General features: G+C 59.7%; 21 protein-coding genes and 1 pseudogene. 12 read left to right on the top strand and 10 right to left on the bottom strand.

The features are described from left to right. Nucleotides 1-62: 62 nt before the first annotated feature. From AC4DF4_RS02635 to AC4DF4_RS02605, 7 genes are read left to right on the top strand one after another with little or no spacing between them, the layout of a single operon-like run. Nucleotides 63-704, top strand: coding sequence for an OmpH/Skp family outer membrane protein (locus AC4DF4_RS02635; RefSeq protein ID WP_490046560.1), 642 nt, complete (start codon nucleotides 63-65; stop codon nucleotides 702-704). A 29-nt stretch (nucleotides 705-733) separates the two neighbouring features. After that, nucleotides 734-1,780, top strand: a complete 1,047-nt coding sequence (lpxD, locus tag AC4DF4_RS02630; protein ID WP_490046559.1) for a UDP-3-O-(3-hydroxymyristoyl)glucosamine N-acyltransferase — start codon at nucleotides 734-736, stop codon at nucleotides 1,778-1,780. An 18-nt stretch (nucleotides 1,781-1,798) separates the two neighbouring features. Beyond that, a complete protein-coding gene (locus AC4DF4_RS02625; RefSeq protein WP_490046558.1) occupies nucleotides 1,799-3,694 on the top strand; it encodes an ABC transporter ATP-binding protein in 1,896 nt (631 codons plus the stop codon). After that, the gene (locus AC4DF4_RS02620; protein WP_490046557.1) at nucleotides 3,666-4,937 is read left to right on the top strand and encodes a lysophospholipid acyltransferase family protein; all 1,272 of its coding nucleotides are present in this window, start codon (nucleotides 3,666-3,668) and stop codon (nucleotides 4,935-4,937) included. Before AC4DF4_RS02625 ends, AC4DF4_RS02620 begins: the two co-directional genes overlap by 29 nt. Beyond that, entirely contained in the window at nucleotides 4,934-6,037 is a 1,104-nt protein-coding gene (locus AC4DF4_RS02615; protein WP_490046556.1) for a glycosyltransferase family 4 protein, read from the top strand. The genes AC4DF4_RS02620 and AC4DF4_RS02615 overlap by 4 nt, the downstream gene beginning before the upstream one ends. A gap of 52 nt (nucleotides 6,038-6,089) precedes the next feature. Continuing rightward, a complete protein-coding gene (locus AC4DF4_RS02610) occupies nucleotides 6,090-7,361 on the top strand; it encodes a nucleotide sugar dehydrogenase (protein WP_490046555.1) in 1,272 nt (423 codons plus the stop codon). Between the two features lie 40 nt (nucleotides 7,362-7,401). Then, a complete protein-coding gene (locus AC4DF4_RS02605) occupies nucleotides 7,402-8,472 on the top strand; it encodes a glycosyltransferase family 10 domain-containing protein (protein ID WP_490046554.1) in 1,071 nt (356 codons plus the stop codon). Nucleotides 8,473-8,509: 37 nt separating this feature from the next. On the opposite strand, the gene AC4DF4_RS02600 is transcribed toward AC4DF4_RS02605, so the two are convergent. The 10 genes from AC4DF4_RS02600 to ispG form a co-directional block, all read right to left on the bottom strand. Continuing rightward, complete coding sequence (locus tag AC4DF4_RS02600; RefSeq protein WP_490046553.1) at nucleotides 8,510-9,565, bottom strand: ELM1/GtrOC1 family putative glycosyltransferase; 1,056 nt, start codon at nucleotides 9,563-9,565, stop codon at nucleotides 8,510-8,512. Nucleotides 9,566-9,782: 217 nt separating this feature from the next. Next, the gene (locus AC4DF4_RS02595) at nucleotides 9,783-10,802 is read right to left on the bottom strand and encodes an ELM1/GtrOC1 family putative glycosyltransferase (protein ID WP_490046552.1); all 1,020 of its coding nucleotides are present in this window, start codon (nucleotides 10,800-10,802) and stop codon (nucleotides 9,783-9,785) included. A gap of 17 nt (nucleotides 10,803-10,819) precedes the next feature. Beyond that, a complete protein-coding gene (locus tag AC4DF4_RS02590) occupies nucleotides 10,820-11,482 on the bottom strand; it encodes a hypothetical protein (RefSeq protein WP_490046551.1) in 663 nt (220 codons plus the stop codon). Between the two features lie 44 nt (nucleotides 11,483-11,526). Then, nucleotides 11,527-12,591 carry a polysaccharide pyruvyl transferase family protein gene (locus tag AC4DF4_RS02585; RefSeq protein ID WP_490046550.1) on the bottom strand — a complete coding sequence of 355 codons (1,065 nt, stop codon included), beginning with the start codon at nucleotides 12,589-12,591 and terminating at the stop codon, nucleotides 11,527-11,529. 1 nt (nucleotide 12,592) lies between these two features. After that, on the bottom strand, nucleotides 12,593-13,336 hold the full coding sequence (locus AC4DF4_RS02580; protein ID WP_490046549.1) for a glycosyl transferase: 744 nt from the start codon (nucleotides 13,334-13,336) through the stop codon (nucleotides 12,593-12,595). A 43-nt stretch (nucleotides 13,337-13,379) separates the two neighbouring features. Then, nucleotides 13,380-13,670, bottom strand: a complete 291-nt coding sequence (locus tag AC4DF4_RS02575; protein ID WP_490046572.1) for a DUF4143 domain-containing protein — start codon at nucleotides 13,668-13,670, stop codon at nucleotides 13,380-13,382. A 68-nt stretch (nucleotides 13,671-13,738) separates the two neighbouring features. Then, entirely contained in the window at nucleotides 13,739-14,659 is a 921-nt protein-coding gene (locus AC4DF4_RS02570; protein WP_490046548.1) for a mitochondrial fission ELM1 family protein, read from the bottom strand. 15 nt (nucleotides 14,660-14,674) lie between these two features. After that, on the bottom strand, nucleotides 14,675-15,151 hold the full coding sequence (locus AC4DF4_RS02565; protein ID WP_490046547.1) for a DUF2017 family protein: 477 nt from the start codon (nucleotides 15,149-15,151) through the stop codon (nucleotides 14,675-14,677). Further along, nucleotides 15,148-15,429, bottom strand: coding sequence for an ATP-dependent Clp protease adapter ClpS (clpS, locus tag AC4DF4_RS02560; protein ID WP_490046546.1), 282 nt, complete (start codon nucleotides 15,427-15,429; stop codon nucleotides 15,148-15,150). Before clpS ends, AC4DF4_RS02565 begins: the two co-directional genes overlap by 4 nt. Nucleotides 15,430-15,439: 10 nt before the next feature. After that, nucleotides 15,440-18,001, bottom strand: a complete 2,562-nt coding sequence (gene ispG / locus AC4DF4_RS02555) for a (E)-4-hydroxy-3-methylbut-2-enyl-diphosphate synthase (protein WP_490046545.1) — start codon at nucleotides 17,999-18,001, stop codon at nucleotides 15,440-15,442. Between the two features lie 125 nt (nucleotides 18,002-18,126). Between ispG and AC4DF4_RS02550 the strand changes: the two are divergent. From AC4DF4_RS02550 to alaS, 5 genes and pseudogenes are all read left to right on the top strand, one after another. Beyond that, a pseudogene (locus AC4DF4_RS02550) lies at nucleotides 18,127-18,612 on the top strand (methylated-DNA--[protein]-cysteine S-methyltransferase); the annotation flags it as partial. A 29-nt stretch (nucleotides 18,613-18,641) separates the two neighbouring features. Continuing rightward, nucleotides 18,642-18,899 (top strand): type II toxin-antitoxin system Phd/YefM family antitoxin, encoded by a 258-nt coding sequence (locus tag AC4DF4_RS02545; protein ID WP_490046544.1) that lies wholly within the window; start codon nucleotides 18,642-18,644, stop codon nucleotides 18,897-18,899. Further along, on the top strand, nucleotides 18,887-19,195 hold the full coding sequence (locus tag AC4DF4_RS02540; protein ID WP_490046543.1) for a type II toxin-antitoxin system RelE/ParE family toxin: 309 nt from the start codon (nucleotides 18,887-18,889) through the stop codon (nucleotides 19,193-19,195). Before AC4DF4_RS02545 ends, AC4DF4_RS02540 begins: the two co-directional genes overlap by 13 nt. Before the next feature lie 40 nt (nucleotides 19,196-19,235). Continuing rightward, the gene (locus tag AC4DF4_RS02535; protein WP_490046542.1) at nucleotides 19,236-19,841 is read left to right on the top strand and encodes an alpha-ketoglutarate-dependent dioxygenase AlkB family protein; all 606 of its coding nucleotides are present in this window, start codon (nucleotides 19,236-19,238) and stop codon (nucleotides 19,839-19,841) included. A gap of 159 nt (nucleotides 19,842-20,000) precedes the next feature. Then, nucleotides 20,001-22,850: an alanine--tRNA ligase gene (gene alaS, locus AC4DF4_RS02530; RefSeq protein ID WP_490046541.1), complete on the top strand. Its 2,850-nt coding sequence runs from the start codon at nucleotides 20,001-20,003 to the stop codon at nucleotides 22,848-22,850. Nucleotides 22,851-22,964 lie beyond the last annotated feature (114 nt).

Here is a 22,964-nt window from a genome sequence, read left to right as displayed (position 1 = left end):
CCGGAATTTTCGTTCATGCTCCGCTACGAACTCCGCTTTTGGAACCCCAACTTATCTATCAAATGATCTTCATTCGTCGCATTCTCGCCGTCGCCTTCGCGGCATCGTTCGCCACCATGGCAGTTGCCCAGGACGGCAAGCTCAACATCGCCACGGTGGATATGCAGGAGCTTTTCAAGCAATACTACCGCACCAACGAGGCCCAGAAGCAGATCAACGTGGAGCGCGCCCGCATCCAGAAGGACAACAACGAGCGCCTCGCCCGCATCCGCGAACTCGAGGAAAACCTCGGCAAGCTCCGCAAGCAGCTTGAAGACCCTTCCCTCAATGATTCGAAGAAGCAATCGCTCTTCAAGGAGTGGCAGATGCAACAACAGGAAGGCATCGCCCTTGACCGCGAGCGCCGCGAATTCCTCCAACGCCGCAACCAAGCGCTCAACGAGAAAATGGTCCAGCGCATGAAGGGCATCCTCGAGGAAATCCGCAAGCTGGTGGAAGAAAAAGCCAAGCTCGATAACTTCGACTACGTCTTCGACAAGTCCGGCCTCAGCACCTCGCAGGTTCCCTTCCTCCTCTACACCAAGGACGCCACCGACATCACCGCCGGCCTCCTGAAAGACCTCAACAAGGACGCGCCGGCCGAATCCCTTCCTGCCGCAGGCGATCCGAAGCCGGAAATACCCGTGCCAGCTCCTGCCGAGTAATTCCGAGGACACCTCCGACCACTCCCGAGTTGGCATTCGCCCTCACGCTTTCCGAGCTCGCCCGTTGGGTCGATGGTGACATCGTCCGGGGCGGGCTCGATTTGTCTCTGACCGGCATGGCCGCGCTCGACGCCGCCGGTCCCCATGACGTGAGTTTCCTGGGCAACGAGAAATACCACGGCCAGTTTCTCCAAACCCGCGCCGCCGCCGTCATCGTCTCACGCGGCGTGACCGACGGGCCGCAAGCCACCGCGCTGATCGCCGTGGACAATCCATCGCTGGCCTTCGCCGTGGTGGTCCGCCATTTCGCCGAAGCCACCCGGCAGTTCGCCCCTGGCATCCACCCGCGGGCCTTCGTCGATCCATCCGCCGTGCTCGATCCCGCGAAAGTCCGCGTCCAGGCCGGAGCCGTCGTTTTGGCGGGAGCCGTCGTCGGCGACGGCTCGGATCTCGGGCCGAACAGCGTCGTTTCCGAAGACGCGGTCATCGGCAAAGACTGCGTCATCATGGCCAATGCGAGCATCCGCGAACGCTGCGTGCTGGGCGACCGCGTGATTCTCCAGCCCGGCGCCGTCATCGGTTCGGACGGCTATGGCTACGAATTTCACGAAGGCCGCCACGTCAAAATCGACCAAGTCGGGATCGTGGAAATCGGCGACGATGTGGAAATCGGGGCCAACACCACCATCGACCGCGCCCGCTTCGGCAAGACCGTCATCGGCGAAGGCAGCAAGATCGACAATCTCGTCCAGATCGGCCACAACTGCGTGATCGGGAAACACTGCCTGATCATTTCCCAAACCGGCATTTCCGGCAGTTCGCAACTCGGCGATTACGTCACCGCCGCCGGCCAAGTCGGCATCGCCGGCCACGTGAAGATCGGCTCCAAGGCCGTGCTGAGCGCCCGCACCGCAGTCACCACCAACCTTCCCGGCGACGAGGTTTACGGCGGCAAACCCGCCCTGCCGATCCGCGAGGAAATGAAACTGCAAGCCCTCGTCCGCCGCCTGCCGAAGCTCGTCGCCCGGGTGAAAGCGCTCGAAGAAGCGCTCCAAGAGGTGACTGGCAAAAGCTGACGTGCAGCCGCATCCGCCATGTCCCATTCCAAACCGAAGATTTTAGCCGATCCCAATACCCGGAATCTCATTACCAGGATTCTGCGCGAGAATTTCCACCTCTACACCGGGCGCTACCTGCTGGCTTTCCTTCTGATGGGCTGCACCGCCCTGGCCACGGCCTTGTCGGTCTTCATGATGAAACAGGTCACCGCGGTGGTCTTTGGATCGGCCGAGGCCTTGAAAGAAACGTCGGTCGCCACGGGCGGCGGGAGTCCCTTGGTCGCCGAATGGACCCAACGGCTCAGCAGCTTCGTCGCTTCCCTTTTCGTGTCATCGCAGCCCGGCTTGGTTCAAATCCTCAGCGTCTCCATCGCCATCGTCCTCATTTTTCTGATGAAAGGGCTCTCCGAATACGGCTCCTCGGTGATCCTCGCCAAAATCGGCAACAACGTCGTCGCCCGCCAGCAGAGCCGCATCGCCAATCACCTGCTCAACCAGTCGCTCGCGTTTTTCGTGCATTTTCCGTCGAGTGACCTGATCACCCGGGTTTCCCACGCGGCCACCGCCGCCCGCAACGTGATGCAACTGCTCATGACGCGGGTGCAGGATGTCTTCACCGCTCTCGCCCTGTTGATCGCCATGTTCACCCTCGACTGGCGCTTGTCCTGCGCCGCCTTCTTCGTCTTGGGCCCGCTCTTTTTGGTTCTCAACTCGATCATCAGTCGCATCCGCAAACTTTCCAGATCCCAATACCAGAACCTCGCCCGCGTCATTGCCATCATTCAGGAGGCGATCATCGGCAGCAAGCTCATCAAATCCTACAATCTGGAGACCCCGATGCGCGGTCGCTTTGACGGGGCCATCCGCAACGGCGAAAAACTCTCCAACAAGAAAGCCATCGTCTCCGCCCGCACCGGCCCGACCATGGAATTCATGGGGGGAATCGCCGTCGCCTCGATTGTTTTCTACGGCGGTTACCGCAACCTGGTCCACGGCCAAAGCGGGGATTCGCTCATCGCCTTCCTCACCGCGCTGCTGCTCTGTTACGAGCCGATCAAGCGGATCGCCAAAATGAACGTCACCCTCCACGGCTCACTCGTCGGCGTGGAAATGCTTTATAAAGTGCTCGACGCCGACCACTCGATCCCGGACGCGCCCACCGCCAAACCCCTCCAACTCACCCGCGGCGACATCGACCTCCGCGGCGTCAGTTTCTCCTATCGCCCCGGCCAGCCGGTGCTCCACGACGTTTCCCTCGCCTGCCCCGGCGGCTATGTGACCGCCCTCGTCGGCCCGTCCGGCAGCGGGAAATCCACCGTGCTCAACCTCATCGAGCGCTTCTATGAAAGTGATTGCGGCCAAATCGAAATCGACGGTCAGGACATCCGGCAGCTGCAAACCGCCTCGCTGCGGGAGCACATGTCCCTCGTCAGTCAGGACACTTTCCTGTTCTCCGACACCCTCCGCAACAACATCCGCTTCGCCCGACTGGACGCGACCGATGCGGAAATCGAAGCCGCGGCCCGCGACGCCTTCGCCCACGATTTCATCCTCGAGCAACCGCTCGGCTACGACACCGAAGTGGGTGAAAATGGCGGCAGCCTCTCCGGTGGCCAGCGCCAGCGGATCTCGATCGCCCGCGCGTTTTTGAAAAACGCGCCCATCCTGCTCCTTGACGAGGCAACCTCCGCCCTCGACAGCGAGTCCGAACAACAAATTCAACTCGCCTTCGACCGCCTCATGCAAGGCCGCACCACCATCGTCATCGCCCACCGTTTTTCCACCATCCGCAACGCCCGCACCATCCATGTGATGCAGAACGGCCGCCTCGTCGCCAGTGGTTCCCACGATGCGCTCATCAGCGACTCGAACAGCCTCTACGCCCATCTTTACCGCCTCCAGTATGAGCAAAATCGGTCCGCTCAAGGTTGATTCCCAAGATCATTCCAAGCGCTGGAAATGGCGGGCCGAGTGTCTGGCATACGCCTGCGTTGAGGAAATCGCGGGGCGGCTGCCGGGCTCGTGGGTGTTCCGCATCGGCGAGATACTCGGCGGCATCGCCTGGCACTTCATGCCGCTGCGGCGGCAGATCGTTTTGCGAAATCTACGGATCGCGTTTTATGGCGAATACGACCTCCCCACGCTCCAGCGCATGGCCAAGGAAACCATCCGCCGCACCGGCGCGAACTTGTTTTCCACCGCCCACACCGCGCGGCTTTCCGCCAAACGGATCGATGCGATGCTGACGGTGGAAAACCAGGAACTCATCGAAAACGCGATGTCCGGCAGCGCGGGGCTGGTGCTTCTACCCTGTCACATGGGAAACTGGGAAATCCTCAGCCGGATGAACCGCCTTTTTCCACAGGGTCACAAGATCGGCGCGTTTTACCGGCCGCTGAATAATCCCCTGATGAACGCGCGGGTGGTGGCGCAGCGCGAGACGGACGGCACCCGTCTTTTCTCAAAGCGCGACAGCCTCCACCACGTCACCGGATTTCTCCGCGAAGGCAGCCTGATCGGCATCCTCGCGGACCAACGCGTCGGTAACCAGGGCGAGCTGGTGCGGTTTTTCGGCCGACTCACGCGGGCGAGCCCGGTGCCCAGCCTGATGGCCCGCCGCAGCAAGGCCGAGGTGCTCGCGATGTCGCTGAGCACCGATGCGCCGGGGAAATGGAGAGTCCGCTATCACCCGGTGAGACCCCCTTTGAAAACGGCCGATTGCATGGCGGCGCTTGAGCAAGCGATGCGTGCCAGCCCCACGGATGTCTTCTGGCTGCAGGAGCGGTGGAAGCTTTACATCCGCGAAAACCGCACGATCCGGGATTGGCTGGGACCCGACGCGTGCGGCGAAGGCAAGCCGCACCGCGCGCTGCTGTGGTTGGCGGGCGCTCCCGCTTCCTGGCGACCGCCCGAGGAATGGTCGCACCCGGATGTGATTTACGAAATCGTGCTGGCTCCCGGCCAGGAGAAGCCGTCCTGGCTGCCCGGCTCGCCAATCATCCATACCGCCCCGCCCATCGCGGACCGCAAAACGTTTCAAAAATCCATCGCCGGGATCGATCTGGCCGCAGGCTTGCCGGTCGATTACATCCTGACCAGCGCGGCACCCAAGGCCTTGGTCAAAGCCGCTCGGCGTGAAGCCATCCCCTTTATTTCCCTGCGCCCGCCGCCATGAAAATCATCCAAATCCTCCCCGAGCTCAATGCCGGCGGCGTCGAACGCGGCACCTTGGAAGTCGCCGCGCACCTGGTCCGCGAAGGGCATCAATCCCTCGTCATTTCCAACGGCGGACGGCAGGTCGCGGATCTGGAAAAAGCCGGTTCGCGCCACATCCAGATGCCAGTCCACCGGAAGGCGCTCGCCTCGCTGGCCCAGATTCCCCGCCTGCGGAAACTTTTCATCACGGAAAAACCCGACATCATCCACATCCGCTCGCGCCTCCCGGCATGGCTGGCATGGCTGGCGTGGAAGAGCATGGATCGGCGCACGCGCCCCCGCCTGATCACCACCGTCCACGGCTTTTATTCGGTCAACGCCTACTCCGCCGTCATGACGAAAGGCGAGCGGGTGATTGCCGTTTCCGAAAGCATCCATCGTCATGTGTTGGAAAACTATCCAAAGACTTCTGCGGAAAACATCCGGGTCATCCCGCGCGGCATCGAGCCGGGTGACTACGGCGCGGATTTCCAGCCGCCTGCGGAATGGCTCGACCGCTGGTATTCCGAACAAGCGGGCCTCGCGGGTAAATGTGTGTTGCTATTGCCCGGCCGGATCACGCGGCTGAAGGGGCACGAGGATTTTTTTACCCTCATCGCCGCCTTGAAACGCGAAGGAATTCCGGTGCACGGCCTCATCGCCGGGGACACCCATGAAAAAAAACACGCCTATCTAGAAGAGCTTCACGCCGTGGTTCAAGCCCTCGGCATCGCCGATGATGTCACTTTCCTCGGCCACCGCTCCGACATCCGGGAAGTGATGGCGGCAAGCGATCTCGTTTGCGCGCTTTCCCAACAGCCCGAATCATTCGGTCGCACCGTGCTGGAGGCCATGGCCCTCGGGAAACCGGTCATCGGCTACGATTGTGGCGGCGTCGGTGAATTACTCGGCACCCTTTTCCCCGCTGGACGCGTGCCCTTGGGCGACCGGGTGCGGCTGGTTGAAGTCGCGCGAGCTATCATCCAAACCTGCCCTCGGCCATTGTCAGTGGGCGCACCGTTCACGCTGGAGGCGATGTGCCGTGCGACTCTCGCCGTTTATCGGGAGCTCGTCCGCTGAATTTTTTTCCTACCCATCACCTGACACGGTGATGCATGGTCTCAGCCGCTTCATGAATCACATTGCCATCGTCGGACTCGGGTATGTCGGTCTTCCCTTATCGCTGCAATTTGCACGTTCTGGAGCCACTGTCCTCGGACTGGACATCGATCCACGCAAGACGGACGCCATCAATGCCGGAGAAAGCTATATTAAGCACGTTTCCGCTGAGGAAATTGCCACCCAGCGAAACTCCGGGAAACTGGAGGCCTCCACCGATTTTTCCCGCGTCGGCGAGGTGGGAGCTGTCATTCTCTGCGTACCCACACCACTCAACCACTTCCGCGAACCGGACCTCAGCTACGTGCTCAACACCGGCAAGGCGATCGCTCCATTCCTCAAAAAAGGCACGCTCGTCGTCCTCGAATCCACCACTTACCCCGGCACCACTGACGGCGAACTCCGCGCCGTCCTGGAAGAAGGCTCCGGCCTCACTGCCGGCACCGATTTCCATCTCGCCTTTTCTCCTGAGCGCGAAGATCCCGGTAACCCGGATAGCAAAGTCGCCATCATACCCAAAGTCGTCGGCGGCCTGACTCCCGCTTGTTTGGAAAAAGCGCTCACTCTCTACAGCCGGGCCATCCAGAAACTCGTGCCCGTCAGCTCCTGCCGCGTCGCCGAAGCCACCAAACTGCTCGAAAACATCTTCCGCTCCGTCAACATCGCCTTGGTCAACGAACTCAAACTCGTTTACGGCGCAATGGACATCGACATCTGGGAAGTCATCGAAGCCGCAAAAACCAAACCCTTCGGCTACATGCCCTTCTACCCCGGTCCCGGTCTCGGCGGCCATTGTATCCCGATCGACCCATTCTACCTGACATGGAAAGCCCGCGAATTCGGCCAACACACCCGCTTCATCGAGCTCGCCGGCGAGATCAACACCGCCATGCCAGACCACGTCGTCAAGGTCGCCTTCGAGGCGCTCAACGGCGAGGGCAAGTCCGTCAAAAACTCGCGCATTCTCATCCTCGGCCTCGCCTACAAAGCCAACGTCGATGACGACCGCGAGTCCCCAACCTACAAGCTCATCGAAAAATTCGAAGCTCTCGGTGCACGCGTTTCCTACCACGATCCCCACGTCCCGGTGATTCCGAAAACCCGCGAGCATGCGGCATACGCTGGCCGTAAATCAGTTCCAGCCATCACCCCGGATTACGACCTCATCGTCCTTGCCACCGGCCACGACGAATACAAAACCTTCGATTTCTCAGCCTATCCAATTCCGCTGGTGGACACCCGCAACGCACTCGGTTTTAAACCTGCTAAGTATTTCAAAGCCTGAATTCGGCGGCCACGGAAAATCAAATTGTCAGCAGCAACGCATGAGCGATTCCAAAAGCCGACCGATCCGCATCAAACTACTTACTAGATCGAAGCCCGGAAATGATGGCAGAAGCTGGTTCCTGCGTTTCCCGAATGGTAGCCCCGGTCATACCGTATGGGGAAACTGCGAGTTTACGTTTGATCGGAACTGCCGCGAATACGACTGGCTGGTGGTGTATGACGATCTCCCGTCGGTTGCCGGCGAGCGTGGCACCTTGTGGGAAGAGGCGCTTGCCTGTTCCCGCAGAAATACTCTGCTCATCACTACCGAGCCGTCCACTATCAAAGTTTATGGCTCACGATTTCTCAATCAGTTCGGCTGGGTGCTGACCAGCCAGGAGCCATGGGTGATCTATCACCCTGGGGCGGTCCGCTGCCAGCCCGGGCTTATCTGGTTTTATTCAAGGAGCAATCCGCGCGGTGCTTACGACACCATCCGGGATTTTATCCCTCTCGCCAAAACCGCAGAAATCTCAGCCGTGTGCTCGGTCAAACAACAAGGTCACACGCTCCATGCTCGACGCTATCAATTCGTGATGGACCTCAAAAAAAGCATCCCGGAAATGGAGCTGTTTGGAAAGGGCATTCGTTTCGTCACCGACAAGGCGGATGCGCTCGATCCCTACAAATACCACGTCGCCATCGAGAATTTCCTTGGACCTCACCATTGGACGGAAAAACTAGCGGATCCTTTTCTAGGTGCCTGCATGCCCGTTTACTATGGTTGTCCGAACGCCGAAGAGTATTTCCCTGAAGCGAGTTTCCTGCGCATCGATATCGCCGATGTTGATGCCGCCGCCGAAATGATCCGGCGGGCGATGCGTGACCGACTTTACGAAAAAAACCTGAACGCCATCTTGGAAAGTCGCCGCCGAGTGGTCGAGGAATACGCTCCCATTGCTCAGATCGCACGTTTCGTCAATCAGCGCCACCAACCGAGTGACGCGCCCGCCACCGCAGGAGAGACGATTGCCAGCCGTCACAAACTGATCCGTCGCAGTTGGATCAACGGCATGTCATACGGCATCGAAAAAGTCCGTGTCTCGCTGAGGCATCGATTCCAGAAGTAATCCTTCTGAACCTCGGCTGGAAACTCTCACCGCATGATCAATGGCGCTCTTTTGCGTCCAACAGATTTCGGATGCGTTGTGAAAAGGCCACGGAAAAGGCCGTGAGAGATTCGCTCATCGGAGGCAGTTTTGCCGGAACGTCTAGGCTTTCCAATGCATCCACCCTGAACGGCTGGATTCTCCCTTGGAGTTCCAAACGGCCCAGGTATTCATCCATCATGCTGCCTCGGCTAATCCGACACTCGGCCGGGACCACGACCACGGCCTGTCCTTTCACGGCGATGGCCTCGGAAATCATCGTCAGACTGTCGCGGGTGACGAACACTCTCTCGCCAGCATGCAAAAATGCCGCCACCGCTTTTTTCGGTGCATCTAGCCACCATATCGCCTCCTTGATGACCGATGGCTCCAGTGTAGCGCGCATAATATCTTCCGCCTCCTTTCCTGTCCTGCGGGAAGTAGTCAGTAGCCAGCGGATTCCGTGAGCATGGGCCAATCGGTTCATGGCGATTGCCATGGCACGCCAATCTTCCGCCGTGAATCGATGGCTGCGGCTCGATCCGCCGATGAGCACCGACCAGCAGTTCCCCGGGGTTCCCCGTGGCCAGAAAGCGACGGCGGCGGCGGCGGCACGTTCGGGGGTTTGCCCGGTTTCCATGAGCGGTACCGTGATCGCATTCTTTAACGCCGAGTCAGTTGGCAATACCACGAGATCAAACCACTCGGGCGGAAAGGGCTGCACTTCGCCGATGAAAACGGTGACCGCTCCAGTGAGGCGGCCAAGCAGTCTTGCCAGATACGCGCTGTCACCACTGCTTGCGATGATGACATCCGGTCGACCGGTCGGCAGCACGAGATCGCGATAGCAACATCGGGCCAGCAGGCGAGCTAGGACGGCAGGAGCATGGCGGGTCGCAGTCCGCGCAACTCCCCGGAGAATCCCGCGGACGCGAAGACGGCAATGAATCCATTCGCCAACTGCTCCGGATTGGTCCTCCAGAATCCGCCCGAGTCCCGCTACCTGCACGGTATGACCCGGAATGCCAGTATCAATCAGCCAGAGACGCATGGGGCTATCAAAAGAAGATGTCATTCGTGAATTTTGCGTTGCCTTGCCTGGCTGTATGCCACCGGGTGATGCTTGCTAAAGTGTCGATTTTCGGACTGAAGCGAACATTGGGAGAATCCGGAGTGAAGGCAAGTAGAGAGTAATTCCGCAGAGATAACTTCAATGGTAAATGGAGGTTCTACAGGCACGCCGCCGCGCGGTTGCCGACCGCACCCACTCCAGATTCGATAGCATTTCAACATCACCGCGCCACAAGAGTTCTGATGCGGCTGACCAATTCCTCCTCAAATGCTGACTGTTGTTCGTAGATGCGGACCATAGGCTCCGCTCCTTCTAAATCCGCAAGTTTACCGATACTGTGGGAAATCATATAACCCTCATCCTCTAGGCGCTTTAAATAGCGTTCATACACTGCGGCGGGTTTCAGCAGGCTGGTGCGCGGACAGACGACTTCTACCCGCCCTTTGGCGGCGATGACCTCGGAAATCATGGTGAGGCTGTCTCGGGTGGCGAAGACGCGCTGCCCCGCGCCGACCATAGCCATGAGTCCTTTCTTCGGGGCATCCGCCCACCATATAGCATCCGCAACCAGTGACGGATCGAGCGTTTCGCGCAACAGGCGTTCATTATCAACACCGGTCCTGCGCGAGGTGGTGATTAGCCAGCGGATGCCATTCTTGCGGGCAGCATCATTCATGGCATGGCCAAGCGCGGCCCACTCCTCGGGCAGATAAGTGTGGGCCTTGCCGTCTCCCCCGATGATCATGGACCAACAGTTCTGTGGCACTCCTGCGGGCCACCAAGCTTGGGCGGCTTCTATGGCTTGCTCCGGAGTGCGCCCGGTCTGAGTGAGGGGTGCGAGCAATTCATGATCAAGATCCAGTGTGACTGGGGAAACAACCAGATCCAGATAGATGGATCTCGGAGGATGCAGTTCACCAAGGAAAACCGCAGGGGCACCCGTGAGGCGTTTTAATAGTCGGCAAAGGGGCACACTGCCGCTACCGCTGGTGAGAATCAGATCCGGCGTGCCCGGCGGCAGTGAAATTCCCCGGTACATCGTTTTCATCAATGTCGGGATGAGACGGGTTGGTATGTGATCGATGATTCGTTTCGTGATGCAGCGCACGCCACCACGCACGCTGAGGCGACCGTCGATTCGCTGGCATCTTGCACTAGCTTTTACTTCCAGAATGCGATTCACCGCCTCCACCTGCAGGGTGTGTCCGGGCAGGCCGATATCGATGGACCAGACATTCATGAGCGCTCGGGAATTTGTCAGCGGCGGCGGTTGAGGAACTTCAGAACCGAAATGCCGGACTTCCTAGTCTTGAGTGCAGGCGGGGGGGCACTGGCGATATTCTCATAGCCATAACGCAGCGCCATTTCTCTGACACACTCGGCGAGTTTCAAATCGAGTTCGACCAAATCTTCCCAGTAAACGGCGGAGAATCGATCTGTACGCGAATCCTTCGCCTTGTGGGACACCTCCGGGATAACTTGCACAGGCAGCCCTGCCTTTTCACAAAAAACTTCGAAATTGGAGGGCAAGTCCTCGATTTTGAATCTCCATGAAGCCTTGGATTCGACGAGTTCGTTCCAACCAACCCATGCCTGCATCGCCCTGTGAACAGGCGATGCCTTCAGATTGAGATCAATGAACCTGGCCATGTAGTGCCAGGTCGAATCGCTGAACGTCTGCATAGATGCGATGACCTTCAGTGGGTGCCTGACCTGATGGAGAATATGGGTAAAGCCATCGGAATCGATTTTGACCTCACGGTTTTTGCCGATGTAAACGAAAGTCCCGGAAACGACGTGTTTCCATGATGCGGTGCCGTCCTTACCCACATGTTCATGAGGCACATCGAAACCCATTTGTCTGAGTAGTTCCGAGGTGAAATGCGTGCCGCTGCGGCCACAACCAGTGATGAGAAGCATAATCTTATTTCTGATGAATGAGTGTTTCCGTATAGCCAGTCATTTCAGGCGCGGAACATGTACTTGAGCAGGGGAAGGCGCCTCCAGATGGATAGAGATTCTCGTGTTTCCCGCGCCGCAATGAGTTGATGGGTGGGTCCGTATTCTTTCTCATAAAACTCCTTCAGAAAATTCCTTTGGGAGACACTCGGTCCATTCCCCTCCAACGCTCTCATTACGAGGGATTGAAGACATTCCTTGAGTTCCGACAAATCAGGACATTGAGGGTTCCAGTTGATCACAGTGAAGTCCCTTGGTGTGTGAATTGGTAGAACCCGACTGATTGCCGTAAATCGATCATTGAAATCCTTTCGCGCAAGAATCACGGGGATACCCATCGCGATGCAGGGCCCGGCGGCGTGAAGCAGCGGAGTCACCACCAACGACGCCTCCTCCTGATAAGTCTTGAGCAGTTCTTCGGCCAGACGCATGGCCATCAGCACATCCTCATCGCGCAATGGGCAGGCGGGCATCTGTTCCCGCTGGTACTTTTTGATCGAGTTTTGCAGGACCGGCGGAGGGCAGTATTTTCTGAGTTGTTTGGGCATTTCTCCAGCGCCTGAGCCGCTGATCAAAAACGTCTTCCGCGTTTGCGGTTGCACCTCTCGCTTAGGGAGACTCATCGTGAGGCAACCTGTGACATAAGCATCCACACCCTGCGCAAGAAAGAGGTCGCGTGTGGTGGTGTCCCTGCAGCCGATGGGCTGGTGACCCGTGAAAAATTCGACGTGCTCGCGGATCAACTCTGGATTGGAGGTCTGGAATCCAATGAAGATAGGCTCAATCTGGCTGGGCAGGGGAAAACAATGCGCGGTGAAACATGCATTCATGATCAGTTTCACCGGCGGTCCCTGATAGGACGGCAGACTGTCCCTGTCGATTCTGGTAATATCGAATTCCGCTCCTCGGATGCGTTTTACGAGTGATTCAACTGCGAAGCTCTGAATCCAATCACCGATGTTGATGGCATAGCTACCTGTCCGCTGCAGGTGCTTTTTGAAGCGCGATGAGTTTCCATATCGAAATTCAAGGACTCCTATTTTGGCGATCGTGGATGCATTGGTGGGCATTTTAACTCCAGTGTGTGGCGACCCAAGTTGCGGGACGTGTGTGGTGGTGGATTTTGGCTCCCTTGTAGCCGTTAATGACGTCATCCGGGTCCGGCTTACCGTGGAAGGCGATGATGCGTGCATCCTTGGGTAGCTTGGGTTCTAGAATCAGATTGAGTGGAAATATTGGGCGGCAATGGCGTTTGAAGCTGCGGACCCACTCGGCGGGCCAGAACTTCATGCGCGGGCGGATGCAATGCGTGAGATACGATTGCGGAGGGCGGAAATTTGCCAGTGCCCATTCCTTTTCCTGGTGGAACTGGTCCCAGACGAAGCCGCATTGGTTCAATTTAAAACGAAATACCGACGAGTTGCCGATCTGCGGATCCGGGCGGAAGAGCGTTTTATGGGCGGGCAACCAGTTGTGAATGATCGGGATGTCATCCTCGTTTCCAAAGGTGAAAAAGTCATCAAGCGAACCGGTGACCACGATGTCCAAATCGAGAAAGAGTCCGAGCCCCTCAATTGGCAGATCCCGGCGGAACAGGCAAATTTTACGCCAACCGGTGACCATTTGCGCTGCCGGAAGATCGATTTCCGGGATCGGGAAGATTTTTACCGACGGGTCGATGCCCACCGCATCATCGGTGAAACAGACAATGGACACCGGCGTCTTGGTGTGACGACGCACGGCGGAGGCGAGCCGGTTCACATACTCCGGTCCGTAGCGATCTCCCCATTTGAGAGTGATGATGTGTTGAGCCATGGGCGTGTGGCGATTCTGGAATGGCGGTTTTAGATCGAACAGCTTAAAATGGCGCGGCCAGCGAGGGGATTTCCTTGGCGGGCAGGGCGGTGATTTTCTCGTCCAAAGCGAATCGGAGGTCACCGGGATGGATGACGTAAAGGTGATCGAGCCGGAGGTCTTGCATGGCGATATGCATCGACTCGGTGGTCCTCGGAGATTCGGATAGTTTCATTTCGAAGCCAATCCGCTTACCACCCGCCATCGCCAGCAGGTCGAGCTCCGCACCCGCTTGGGTTTGCCAGAACCATACTTCGTCCGGCTTTCCACGAAATCCTTCCGCAAGGTCAGGGATTGCGGCTCATCCGGCGCGAGGAACGAGTCGGGAAATCCACCTTGTAAATTGCTTTTTTGAAATACAATTTACAAGGATATGTCTCGAACCGCCAATGCCGCACAGCGGTCGGCCTCACGCAGGATGGACGGTGGTTCCTTGAGCTGCCTGACATTTTGCCATTCCGCGAATGGCGAGAGGAAGCCGTCGGCGACCAGTCGCTCCAAGCCGCGCAGGACGCGCGAGTGGTTTTGATTTCGTGGCATCGGCAAGAGGCCGACGCTGGCTCCGGAGGTGAGCGCTTCGTAGATCATCGAAATCGAGTCTTCCGTGACCCAGGCACTTTCCGCCGCGGCGAGTTTTGCGGGCAGCCAGTCGGGCGGGGTTTGTTGATGCGGGAAGACCTCGACGGCGGGCAGCCGCTTGCGGATTTCATCGAGAAATCCTGCGGGAGTGCGGCGGGAGTCGGTGAGCTGCCAAGTGCCCGTGGCGGTGATTTCTGCGAGAGCGGCCATGAGCGTTTCCCCGTCCCAGCCGTGGTTGCCGGACGGGCCGCCGATGAGAATCAGACCACCGCCTCGCTCTCCGCCGTCGGGCGGGGCCACCCGGTTGAGCGCGCCTTGGGTGACGATGACGTTTTCCCGCCGGGGAGGATTTTTGAAATCGTGGCTTGGCACGATGCACAGGTCGAACCAGCCCATCGGCAGGCTGGGACACATCAGGACGATGCTTTTGGCCCGGTGTTTACGGGCCAGCCAGAGTAGCGAGGGGTGGGTGGCATGGCCGGCGGCGATGATCAGATCGGGTCGCGGCAAACCGGCGCTCGCCTGGACGGCGGCCTGGATGCGGGTGAGCAAACCCCGCTTTCCCGCGATGGAAATCCGGTGGACCTCGCAGTGGGTCTGGCGGGCGATCGCGTCAGCGAGGCCGAGGGATTGGTTTTCGTGGCCCGGCTTGCCGTCGCCTAGCAGCCAGAGGATGAGGGGTTTCGAATCGATAGAGTTTTGCATGTCGGTTTCCGGCGGTCACTTCATCACGTGATCCAGCAACAGGCCTTGGATGGCGCAGTAGAATCTGGAGCGGATGTAGGCGGCGCGCTTGGCGGGTGGCAGGTTGGCGGGATCGATGTCTTCGCCGGGGCCGAAATGAAAAATTTCCTCTAACGAGAGCCGCGCCTGGTTGAGCGCGCTGTACCACGGTAAAACGTCGTCGCGGCTGATCCAGACAGGCCCAGGTCCGCCACCGACTTCAAAAATCGCGGACTCGATGTTGGCGCCGATTTGCGCGAGGTCGTCTTGGAAGCCTTCGCGCAAATCCGGCACGATGTATTCTTCCCAGTCCTCCGCGCCGGCGTCCTCGCTGATGAGCGCGCCGAGGCGGCTGGCGAGATCGACGCCGTTGGCCGCGCCCGCATCGGCGACGATGGACCGGAGCACCGTCCAGTCGCTGAAATTCTCCGCGTCGATCCGGAGGCCGCCTTCGAGAGTGGGCATCGCTTTCATTCGGCTTTTTCCAGGGAGGTTTTCAGCTGGTGGGCCTGCAACTGCTGGACGTAGAACTCGGCTTTTTCGCGCTCGCCGGACCAGACGATCGAGCGGCCTTGGCGGTGGACCTGCATCATCAGGATGTCGGCTTTCTTTTTCTCGTAACCGAAAATTTTCATCAGCACGAAGGTGACGTAGCCCATCAGATTCACCGGATCATCGTGGACGACGACGTTCCACGGAACGTCGAGCGAGGTCGCCTCCTCGGTGTGGGTGAGCGTGTCGGTGTCGGCCATGGAATCTTGTTTATACGCTGGCGGGCTCGGGTGCGTCCACCCATTTTCCATGCTCGCGGATCAGGTCGGTGAGGCGCGCGACGGCTTCGGCTTCCGGGATGTTGAACTTCACCGCGGTCTTGCCGACGTAGAGGTTGATTTTGTTAGGCGCGCCGCCGACGTAGCCGAAGTCCGCGTCCGCCATCTCGCCCGGGCCGTTGACGATGCAGCCCATCACGGCGATCCGCACGCCCTTGAGGTGGCCGGTGGCGGCGCGGATTTTCTGGGTGGTGTGCTGGAGGTTGAAAAGCGTGCGGCCGCAGCTCGGACAGGCGACGTAGTCGGTTTTGAAGATGCGGGTGCCGGCGGCTTGCAGAATGTTATAGGCGAGCCGCAGCGATTGGCCAGGCGCGGTTTCTCCTCGCACCAGGATCGCGTCGCCGATGCCGTCGCAAAGCAGCGAGCCGATGTTCCGCGCGGCGGGCAGCAGCGCGGCGATGAAATCCGTCTCGCCGGTCGGCGGGTGGAGCGTGTCTTTCAGCAAGATCGGATGCCGCGGATCAACGCGGAAGGCGAGCTGGCGGAAAGCGTGGATGACTTCCAGATCGAGGCCGTCCGCGACGGTGACGAGCCGCGGTTCCGTCTCGGAATTGAGCGCGGAAATAGCCGCTTCGTCGCGCGGGTCGATTTCCACGACGCCGGATTTTTCGAGGATGATCTCCGGTTTGAAATCGCCCATCCCGGCGATCTTGTGTGCGAGAGCGTTCCAGCGTTCCTGGGTCGTGAAGACACGCACGGTCTTCTCCCCGCCAAGCTCGTGACCCATGATCGTGAGCGTGGAGCTCGCGCGCTTCTCATAGGAAAATGGATCGTACGAGGGAACGAAATCTTCAGTGAGCGCCGCAGGTGCGAGGGTGGCTGCGGCGTCTCGCCGCAGGCCGTGTTCGCTGCGTCCCGCAGCGAGTTCCTCATAAACGCACCCGACCCACCGCCAATCTCCCATCCCCGCCTTCACCGGATTCCTCATCACATACCCCACCTGATTTCTCAAATCCTCACCATCCCTCACCAGATGATCGTAACTTTCCTTCTGCCAGACAGCCCCGCTGGTCCCCAAGCGCCTGTTGATTTCATGCGCAGTAAAGCTTTTCCATGAATGGAGGATTTTCTCCAACAACTCCCCTTCCGCCGGTCTGAGAACGGCGTGCACATGGTTGGGCATCACGCACCAGGCGAGCAGCTCGTAGCGTTTTCCATCGAAATGAGCCATCGCGTCCGCCACCAACGCGGCGAGTGATGCGTCTTTGAAAATGCAAGCTCCGTGGCCGCGATCCAACTCAGGGTCGATCCAGTCGGCTTGCAGGTCTGTGAGTTGTTTGCGCAGGTCGGTGATTTTTTCCAGAGAACTGCGGGAGTCGCCGGAATGGGTGAGGGAGTCGAGCTCTTGGTGAAGTTGGTCGCGGTGGTTTTGATAGTTTGTGATGAATTCGGCAGGCAGGGAGTCGGCGAGGCGAAAGGTGACGGCGTAGGTTGCGCCGTCTTGTTTCCAGTGGGGGAGGAAAGTCGCGGAGGTTTTTTCGACATTTTCCCAGTCGATGCGGGTGGTTTTGGCGTCTTCGGAGAGGGACTTGCGGCGAGACGCCTCAAACACGGCCTGCGGCGAGACGCCGCAGCCACCTTCAACTTTGCTGCGCTCGTTGAAGGGCGCCGCCAACGCCTGCGCGACCGGGATTTCGTAAATCGCGTCCTCGGTCAGCGAGACGCGGATGGTGTCGCCGATACCGTCAGCCAACAACGAGCCGATGCCGATGGCGCTCTTGATCCGGCCGTCCTCGCCGTCGCCCGCTTCGGTCACGCCGAGGTGGATCGGATAGTTCCAGTCCGGGCCCTCCGCGACGAGCCGGGCGACGAGCAGGCGATAGGCCTCGATCATCACCTTCGGGTTGGACGCCTTCATCGAGAAGACGAAATTGTGATAGTCATTTTCCCGCGCCAAACGGGCGAATTCCAGCGCGCTCTCGCACATCCCGAGCGGCGTGTCGCCGTAGCGGTTCATGATGCGGTCGGATAGCGAGCCGTGGTTCGTACCGATGCGCATCGCCCGGCCGAGGTCCTTACAAAGCGCCACCAGCGGCGTGAATTGCTCGCGGATGCGTTCGAGTTCCTCGGCGTATTGGTCATCGCTGTATTCGCGGATCTCGAACTTTTTCTTATCCACGAAGTTGCCCGGATTGACCCGAACTTTTTCCACCCACTTCGCGGCTTCGAGCGCGGCGTCGGGTTTGAAATGGATGTCGGCGACCAGCGGCACCTGGCAGCCCGCCGCGCGCACTTCGCGGGCGATGTTTTCCAGGTTCGCGGCGTAAATTTTCGTCTGCGCGGTGATCCGCACGATTTCGCAACCGGCCTCCGCCAGACCCAGCACCTCCGCGACGCAGGCCGCGGTGTCGCGTGTGTCGGAAGTGATCATCGACTGCACGCGGATCGGGTTGTCGCCGCCGACCCCGACATTTCCCACCATCACCTCGCGGGTGATCCGGCGGGAGTATTGGAGCAAGTCCGGGCAGTAGCGCAGGGGTGCGGGCGAATTCATTTCTGCTCGGGATATAAACGAGAAATCCCCCCCCGGCAACGGTTGCGTTCGCCCGCAAAAATCCCTCGCCCGCCCGCCGATCGCGTGCAAAAGTCACCGTCATGGCCGATTCCGACCCCGAGGTGCTCAGGTATTCCGTAGAAAAATCCACCCTCGGCCTGGTGCTCGCCGCATCTTCGGAAAAGGGCGTCCGCGCCATTCTGCTGGGCGATGACCGGGAGCTGCTAGTCACCGAACTGCAGCGGAGATTTCCCAAAGCCCGGCTGACTCGCGGCGATGACCACCTCGCGGAAATCATCGCCTGTGTGGAAAATCCGAAGCTCAAGCCCGCCCTCCCGCTCGACGTCCGCGGCACCGCTTTCCAACAACGCGTCTGGCAGGCGCTGCGCGAAATCCCCGCCGGCTCGACCTTGAGCTACGCGCAAGTTGCCGAGAAAATCGGCAGTCCCAAGTCCGTGCGTGCCGTCGCCGAGGCCTGCGCGGCGAACGCCATCGCCGTCGCGATCCCGTGCCACCGCGTGGTCCGCAGCGACGGAAATCTCTCCGGCTACCGCTGGGGTGTGGAGCGCAAACGCGCGCTCTTGGATCGGGAGGGCGGAAAATCGTTGTGAATCCATGAGTGGCATTTTAATGTCACTGCATGAGAACGGAATTGGTGACCACGCTGAAGAGGAGAGCCACCGAGTTGATCGCGAGGATTGCTGATGAAAAGGAGCCGGTTTTGATCACTCAACACGGCTTGGCCGCCGCCTATCTGGTGGACGTATCGACCTATGAGGCGATGCAGTCGCGAATCGGGCTGCTTGAGGGCATCGCGAAGGGTGAGAAGGCGATTCAGGAAGGACGGACGGTGACCCATGATGAGGCGAAAACCCGAATGTCGCGATGGCTCGATTGATCTGGTCGGAACCCGCCCTTCAGGATCTTGAACAGATCGCGGATTATATCGCCCTCGACGATCCATCCGCCGCGCGCCGTTTGATCCGCAAGGTTTTTGCCAAGGCCGAACTGCTGCAGGGATTTCCGGAGATGTGTCCAGTCCCTCACGACCTGCCGGACTCCCGCTACAGGCATCTCGTTGTCGGCCCGTTGCGAATTTTTTATCGTCTGGAAGGTGATCTCGTTTTGATCGTTTATGTGATGAGAAGCGAGCGGCTTTTGAAATCCTCGGACCTTGAAAACCGTAATCCGTAAGTCGATGGTGCATTGATAACCACCGAGCCTCGAAATGATCATGGACCTCTTCGGCCACGACCCCGCCGCCAACCTGCTGCCCCGCGACGGCACGGTGAACTACCACGGCCCGATCCTCAGCCCGGCGGACACCCGCCGCTACTACGAGACGCTGCTGCGGGAAATCCCGTGGAAAAACGACGAGGCCGTCATTTTCGGCAAGCACATCGTCACCGCCCGCAAAGTCGCTTGGTATGGCGATTCGAATTTCTCCTACAGCTACTCCGGCACCACCAAGCACGCTCTCGCCTGGACTCCGGAACTCGCCGCGCTCAAATCGCTCGTCGAGAAACTCACCGGCACCTTCTTCAACTCCTGCCTGCTCAATCTCTATCACGACGGCGACGAGGGCATGGCCTGGCACAGCGACGACGAGAAATCGCTCGGCAAGGACAGCGCCATCGCCTCCGTCAGCCTCGGCGCGGAACGGGAATTCCGCCTCAAGCACAAGCGCGGTGAGGACAAAATTTCCGTGCTGCTGGAGAGCGGCAGCCTGCTCGTCATGCAGGGCAGCACCCAGACTCACTGGCTCCACTGCATCCCGAAATCCAAGAAAATCAAAACCCCGCGGATCAATCTGACCTTCCGCTCGATGCTCCGGCAATGAGCCCAAGGTTCCCAAGCTTCCGCGAAACTGACCACCCGCAAGGCTTTACACCGCCCCCGGCCCTCCTGCATCTTCGCCGCCCCCGTCCAAAGTGGCTGGAGCGTCTCGCTCCAGACCGTGCCAGGGGCGTCTCGCCCCGACTCTTTCTATAACCATCCCATGACTTCCGCCGAGATCCGCCAGAGCTTCCTCGATTTCTTCCAGGAGAAACAGCACACCATCGTGCCCTCCGCCTCGCTGCTCCCGCAGTCGCCCGGCCTGCTGTTCACGAATGCCGGGATGAACCCTTTCGTCCCCTATTTCCTCGGCGTCGAAAAAGCCCCCTACAATCCACCCCGCGCCGCCGACACCCAGAAATGCATCCGCGCCGGCGGCAAACACAACGACCTCGAAGATGTCGGCTACGACACCTATCACCACACGTTCTTCGAAATGCTCGGGAACTGGTCATTCGGCAACTACTTCAAAAAGGAAGCCATCGCCTGGGCGTGGGAGCTCGTCGTCGAGCGTTGGGGCCTCCCCGCCCACCGCCTCTACGCGTCCGTTTATGCGCCGAAAGAAGGCGATCCCGGCAATTTCGACCAGGAAGCCTACGACATCTGGGCCGCCCTCTTCGTTTCCAAAGGCTGCGACCCCGCCGTGCAAATCGTCCACGGCAACGTGAAGGACAACTTCTGGATGATGGGCGAAACCGGCCCCTGCGGCCCCTGCTCCGAACTCCACGTCGACCTAACCCCCGAAGGCGACCCCGTCACCGGCCGCAACCTCGTCAACAACGACTCCGACCTCTGCATCGAGATCTGGAACCTCGTCTTCATCCAATACAACGCCGAGGCCGACGGCACGTTCCGCGAGCTCCCCGCCAAACACGTCGATACCGGCATGGGCTTCGAGCGCGCCTGCTCGATCATCCAGAACACCAAAGGCTTCACCGACTTCTCGAAAAAGCCGTCCAACTACGCCACCGACGTCTTCCAACCGATCTTCCGCAAGCTCGAAGCACTCAGCGGAAAAACCTACGTCAACATCTACCCCGAGCCCGGCGCCGACCGTTCCCTCTTCACCGAGGAAATCAAAACCGCGATCGCCTTCCGCGTCATCGCCGACCACTTGCGGACTCTATCATTTTCCATCGCCGACGGCATCATGCCCGGCAACAACGGCAGAAACTACGTCCTCCGCCGCATCCTGCGTCGCGCCGTGAGATACGGCCGCCAGCTTGGATTCTCCGGAGAAAAGCCGTTCTTCGGCGCGCTGGTGGAAACCCTCGTCGCCGAAATGGGCGGCGTTTTCCCTGAGTTGAAGGGCCGTCAGGACGTTGTCCGCCAAACGCTCGAACAAGAAGAAGCGAGTTTCAACCAGACGCTGGATCGAGGGTTGAAACGCTTCGAAGAAGCATCAAGGAGTGTGGGCATCTTGCCCACAGCGAATGTCGGCGAGACGCCAACACTCCTTGAAGGTGACGCCGCTTTCGAACTCTACGACACCTTCGGCTTCCCCATCGACCTCACCGAACTCCTCTGCTCCGAGAGAGGCCTAACTGTTGACATGCAGCGCTTCGAGGCACTCATGGCTGAGCAACAGGAACGCTCCCGCGCCGCCCGTAAATCCAACATCGTCCGCGCCCTCGACATCTCCACCGAAGCCGTCACCGAGTTCACCGGCTTCGAATCCGATTCCATCGAAGCCACCATCCTCGAAATCCACCCGCAGGAAGACGCGCTCTTCGTCATCACCGACAAGACCGTCTTCTACGCCGAGATGGGCGGTCAGGCCGGCGACACCGGATTCCTCATCACCGACGACGACGAATTCGAAATCACCGGCACCCAGCAGATCGGCAAGGCCCGCGCCCACATCATCGCCGCAAACACTCCGGTGAAAGTCGGCGACGCCGTCACGCTCAAGCTCGACACCACCCGCCGCCGCCCGATCGAAGCCCACCACACCGCCACCCACCTGCTCCACTGGGCGCTGCACGAAGTCGTCTCCGCCGACGCCGCGCAGCAAGGTTCCTCCGTCGATGAAAACCGCCTGCGCTTCGACTTCAACAGCGCCGCCGTCACGCCCGAACAGATCGCAGCGATGGAGGAAAAGGTCAACGCCGCCATCAAGGCGAACGACTCCGTGTCCTGGACCGAAGTCAAACACGCCGACATCAAGGGCCGCGCCGACATCATGCAGTTCTTCGGCGACAAATACGGCGACCTCGTCCGCGTTGTCCAGATCGGCGGCCAGTCTAACCAACTCAACGGCTACTCGCAGGAACTCTGCGGCGGCACCCACGTCCGCCACACCGGCGAGATCGGCCTTTTCAAAATCAAATCCGAGGGAGCCATCGCCTCCGGCGTCCGCCGCATCGAAGCCGCCTGTGGCGAAGCCGCCTGGCAGCACCTCCGCGAGAACATCGAGAAATGGGACCACGAACTCAAGGCCGCCGCCGCCAAGCTCAAGGCCGCGAATGACAAACTAAGCGCCCTCGGTGAGGAGCCCGTCATCGTCAACGAGTTCCCGCACATCATGAGCGCCATGCTCGTCGAGCGCGCCGACATTTCCCTGCTCAACGCCACCATCGCCCACGGCGCGAGGACGTTGGAAGAAACCCAGGCCGGAGCCATCGAAGCCGAGAAGCGCATCAAGAAGATCCAGTCCGCCCAAGCCGCCTCTCTAGCAGACGCATCCCTCGCCGAACTCATCGCGTTGGGTCAACCCATCATCGTCTCCTTCGAGTCCGACGCCTCGCTGCTCCAGGAGCTCCAGAACGGCCTCAAGAAAAAGCAATTCGCCGGCCCCGCCCTGCTCATCGTCGACGACGGCGAAAAACTCCACCTCGCCACCTACTGCGGCGAGGCGGCCCTTGCAAAGGGCCTCAAAGCCGGCGACCTCCTCCGCGACCTCGCGGCTCTCGCTGGCGGCAAAGGCGGTGGCAAGCCGGATCAAGCACGAGGCGCCGCGCCGGACCGCTCCAAGTTAGAAGCGCTCAAGGCCGCCGCCGCCGCGAAGTTCTAAGGAGCGCGTTCATCCTGAACGCTGAGTGCGGCAGAAGGCGGCCAACCGACCTACCGCGGGAGACGTGGCGCTAAGAATATGCGGATCCATGGCCTGGGTTAGAAAGACTGGGAT

Source organism: Luteolibacter sp. (assembly GCF_058122085.1).
This window is presented reverse-complemented; position numbering and strand designations above follow the sequence as displayed.

Coding starts and splice junctions, on each gene's coding strand:
- AC4DF4_RS02635 (WP_490046560.1), top strand. CDS start 63: ATGATCTTCATTCGTCGCATTCTCGCCGTCGCCTTCGCGGCATCGTTC.
- AC4DF4_RS02625 (WP_490046558.1), top strand. CDS start 1,799: ATGTCCCATTCCAAACCGAAGATTTTAGCCGATCCCAATACCCGGAAT.
- AC4DF4_RS02620 (WP_490046557.1), top strand. CDS start 3,666: ATGAGCAAAATCGGTCCGCTCAAGGTTGATTCCCAAGATCATTCCAAG.
- AC4DF4_RS02615 (WP_490046556.1), top strand. CDS start 4,934: ATGAAAATCATCCAAATCCTCCCCGAGCTCAATGCCGGCGGCGTCGAA.
- AC4DF4_RS02610 (WP_490046555.1), top strand. CDS start 6,090: ATGAATCACATTGCCATCGTCGGACTCGGGTATGTCGGTCTTCCCTTA.
- AC4DF4_RS02605 (WP_490046554.1), top strand. CDS start 7,402: ATGAGCGATTCCAAAAGCCGACCGATCCGCATCAAACTACTTACTAGA.
- AC4DF4_RS02600 (WP_490046553.1), bottom strand. CDS start 9,565: ATGACATCTTCTTTTGATAGCCCCATGCGTCTCTGGCTGATTGATACT.
- AC4DF4_RS02595 (WP_490046552.1), bottom strand. CDS start 10,802: ATGAATGTCTGGTCCATCGATATCGGCCTGCCCGGACACACCCTGCAG.
- AC4DF4_RS02590 (WP_490046551.1), bottom strand. CDS start 11,482: ATGCTTCTCATCACTGGTTGTGGCCGCAGCGGCACGCATTTCACCTCG.
- AC4DF4_RS02585 (WP_490046550.1), bottom strand. CDS start 12,591: ATGCCCACCAATGCATCCACGATCGCCAAAATAGGAGTCCTTGAATTT.
- AC4DF4_RS02580 (WP_490046549.1), bottom strand. CDS start 13,336: ATGGCTCAACACATCATCACTCTCAAATGGGGAGATCGCTACGGACCG.
- AC4DF4_RS02570 (WP_490046548.1), bottom strand. CDS start 14,659: ATGCAAAACTCTATCGATTCGAAACCCCTCATCCTCTGGCTGCTAGGC.
- AC4DF4_RS02565 (WP_490046547.1), bottom strand. CDS start 15,151: ATGAAAGCGATGCCCACTCTCGAAGGCGGCCTCCGGATCGACGCGGAG.
- clpS (WP_490046546.1), bottom strand. CDS start 15,429: ATGGCCGACACCGACACGCTCACCCACACCGAGGAGGCGACCTCGCTC.
- ispG (WP_490046545.1), bottom strand. CDS start 18,001: ATGAATTCGCCCGCACCCCTGCGCTACTGCCCGGACTTGCTCCAATAC.
- AC4DF4_RS02545 (WP_490046544.1), top strand. CDS start 18,642: ATGAGAACGGAATTGGTGACCACGCTGAAGAGGAGAGCCACCGAGTTG.
- AC4DF4_RS02540 (WP_490046543.1), top strand. CDS start 18,887: ATGGCTCGATTGATCTGGTCGGAACCCGCCCTTCAGGATCTTGAACAG.
- AC4DF4_RS02535 (WP_490046542.1), top strand. CDS start 19,236: ATGGACCTCTTCGGCCACGACCCCGCCGCCAACCTGCTGCCCCGCGAC.
- alaS (WP_490046541.1), top strand. CDS start 20,001: ATGACTTCCGCCGAGATCCGCCAGAGCTTCCTCGATTTCTTCCAGGAG.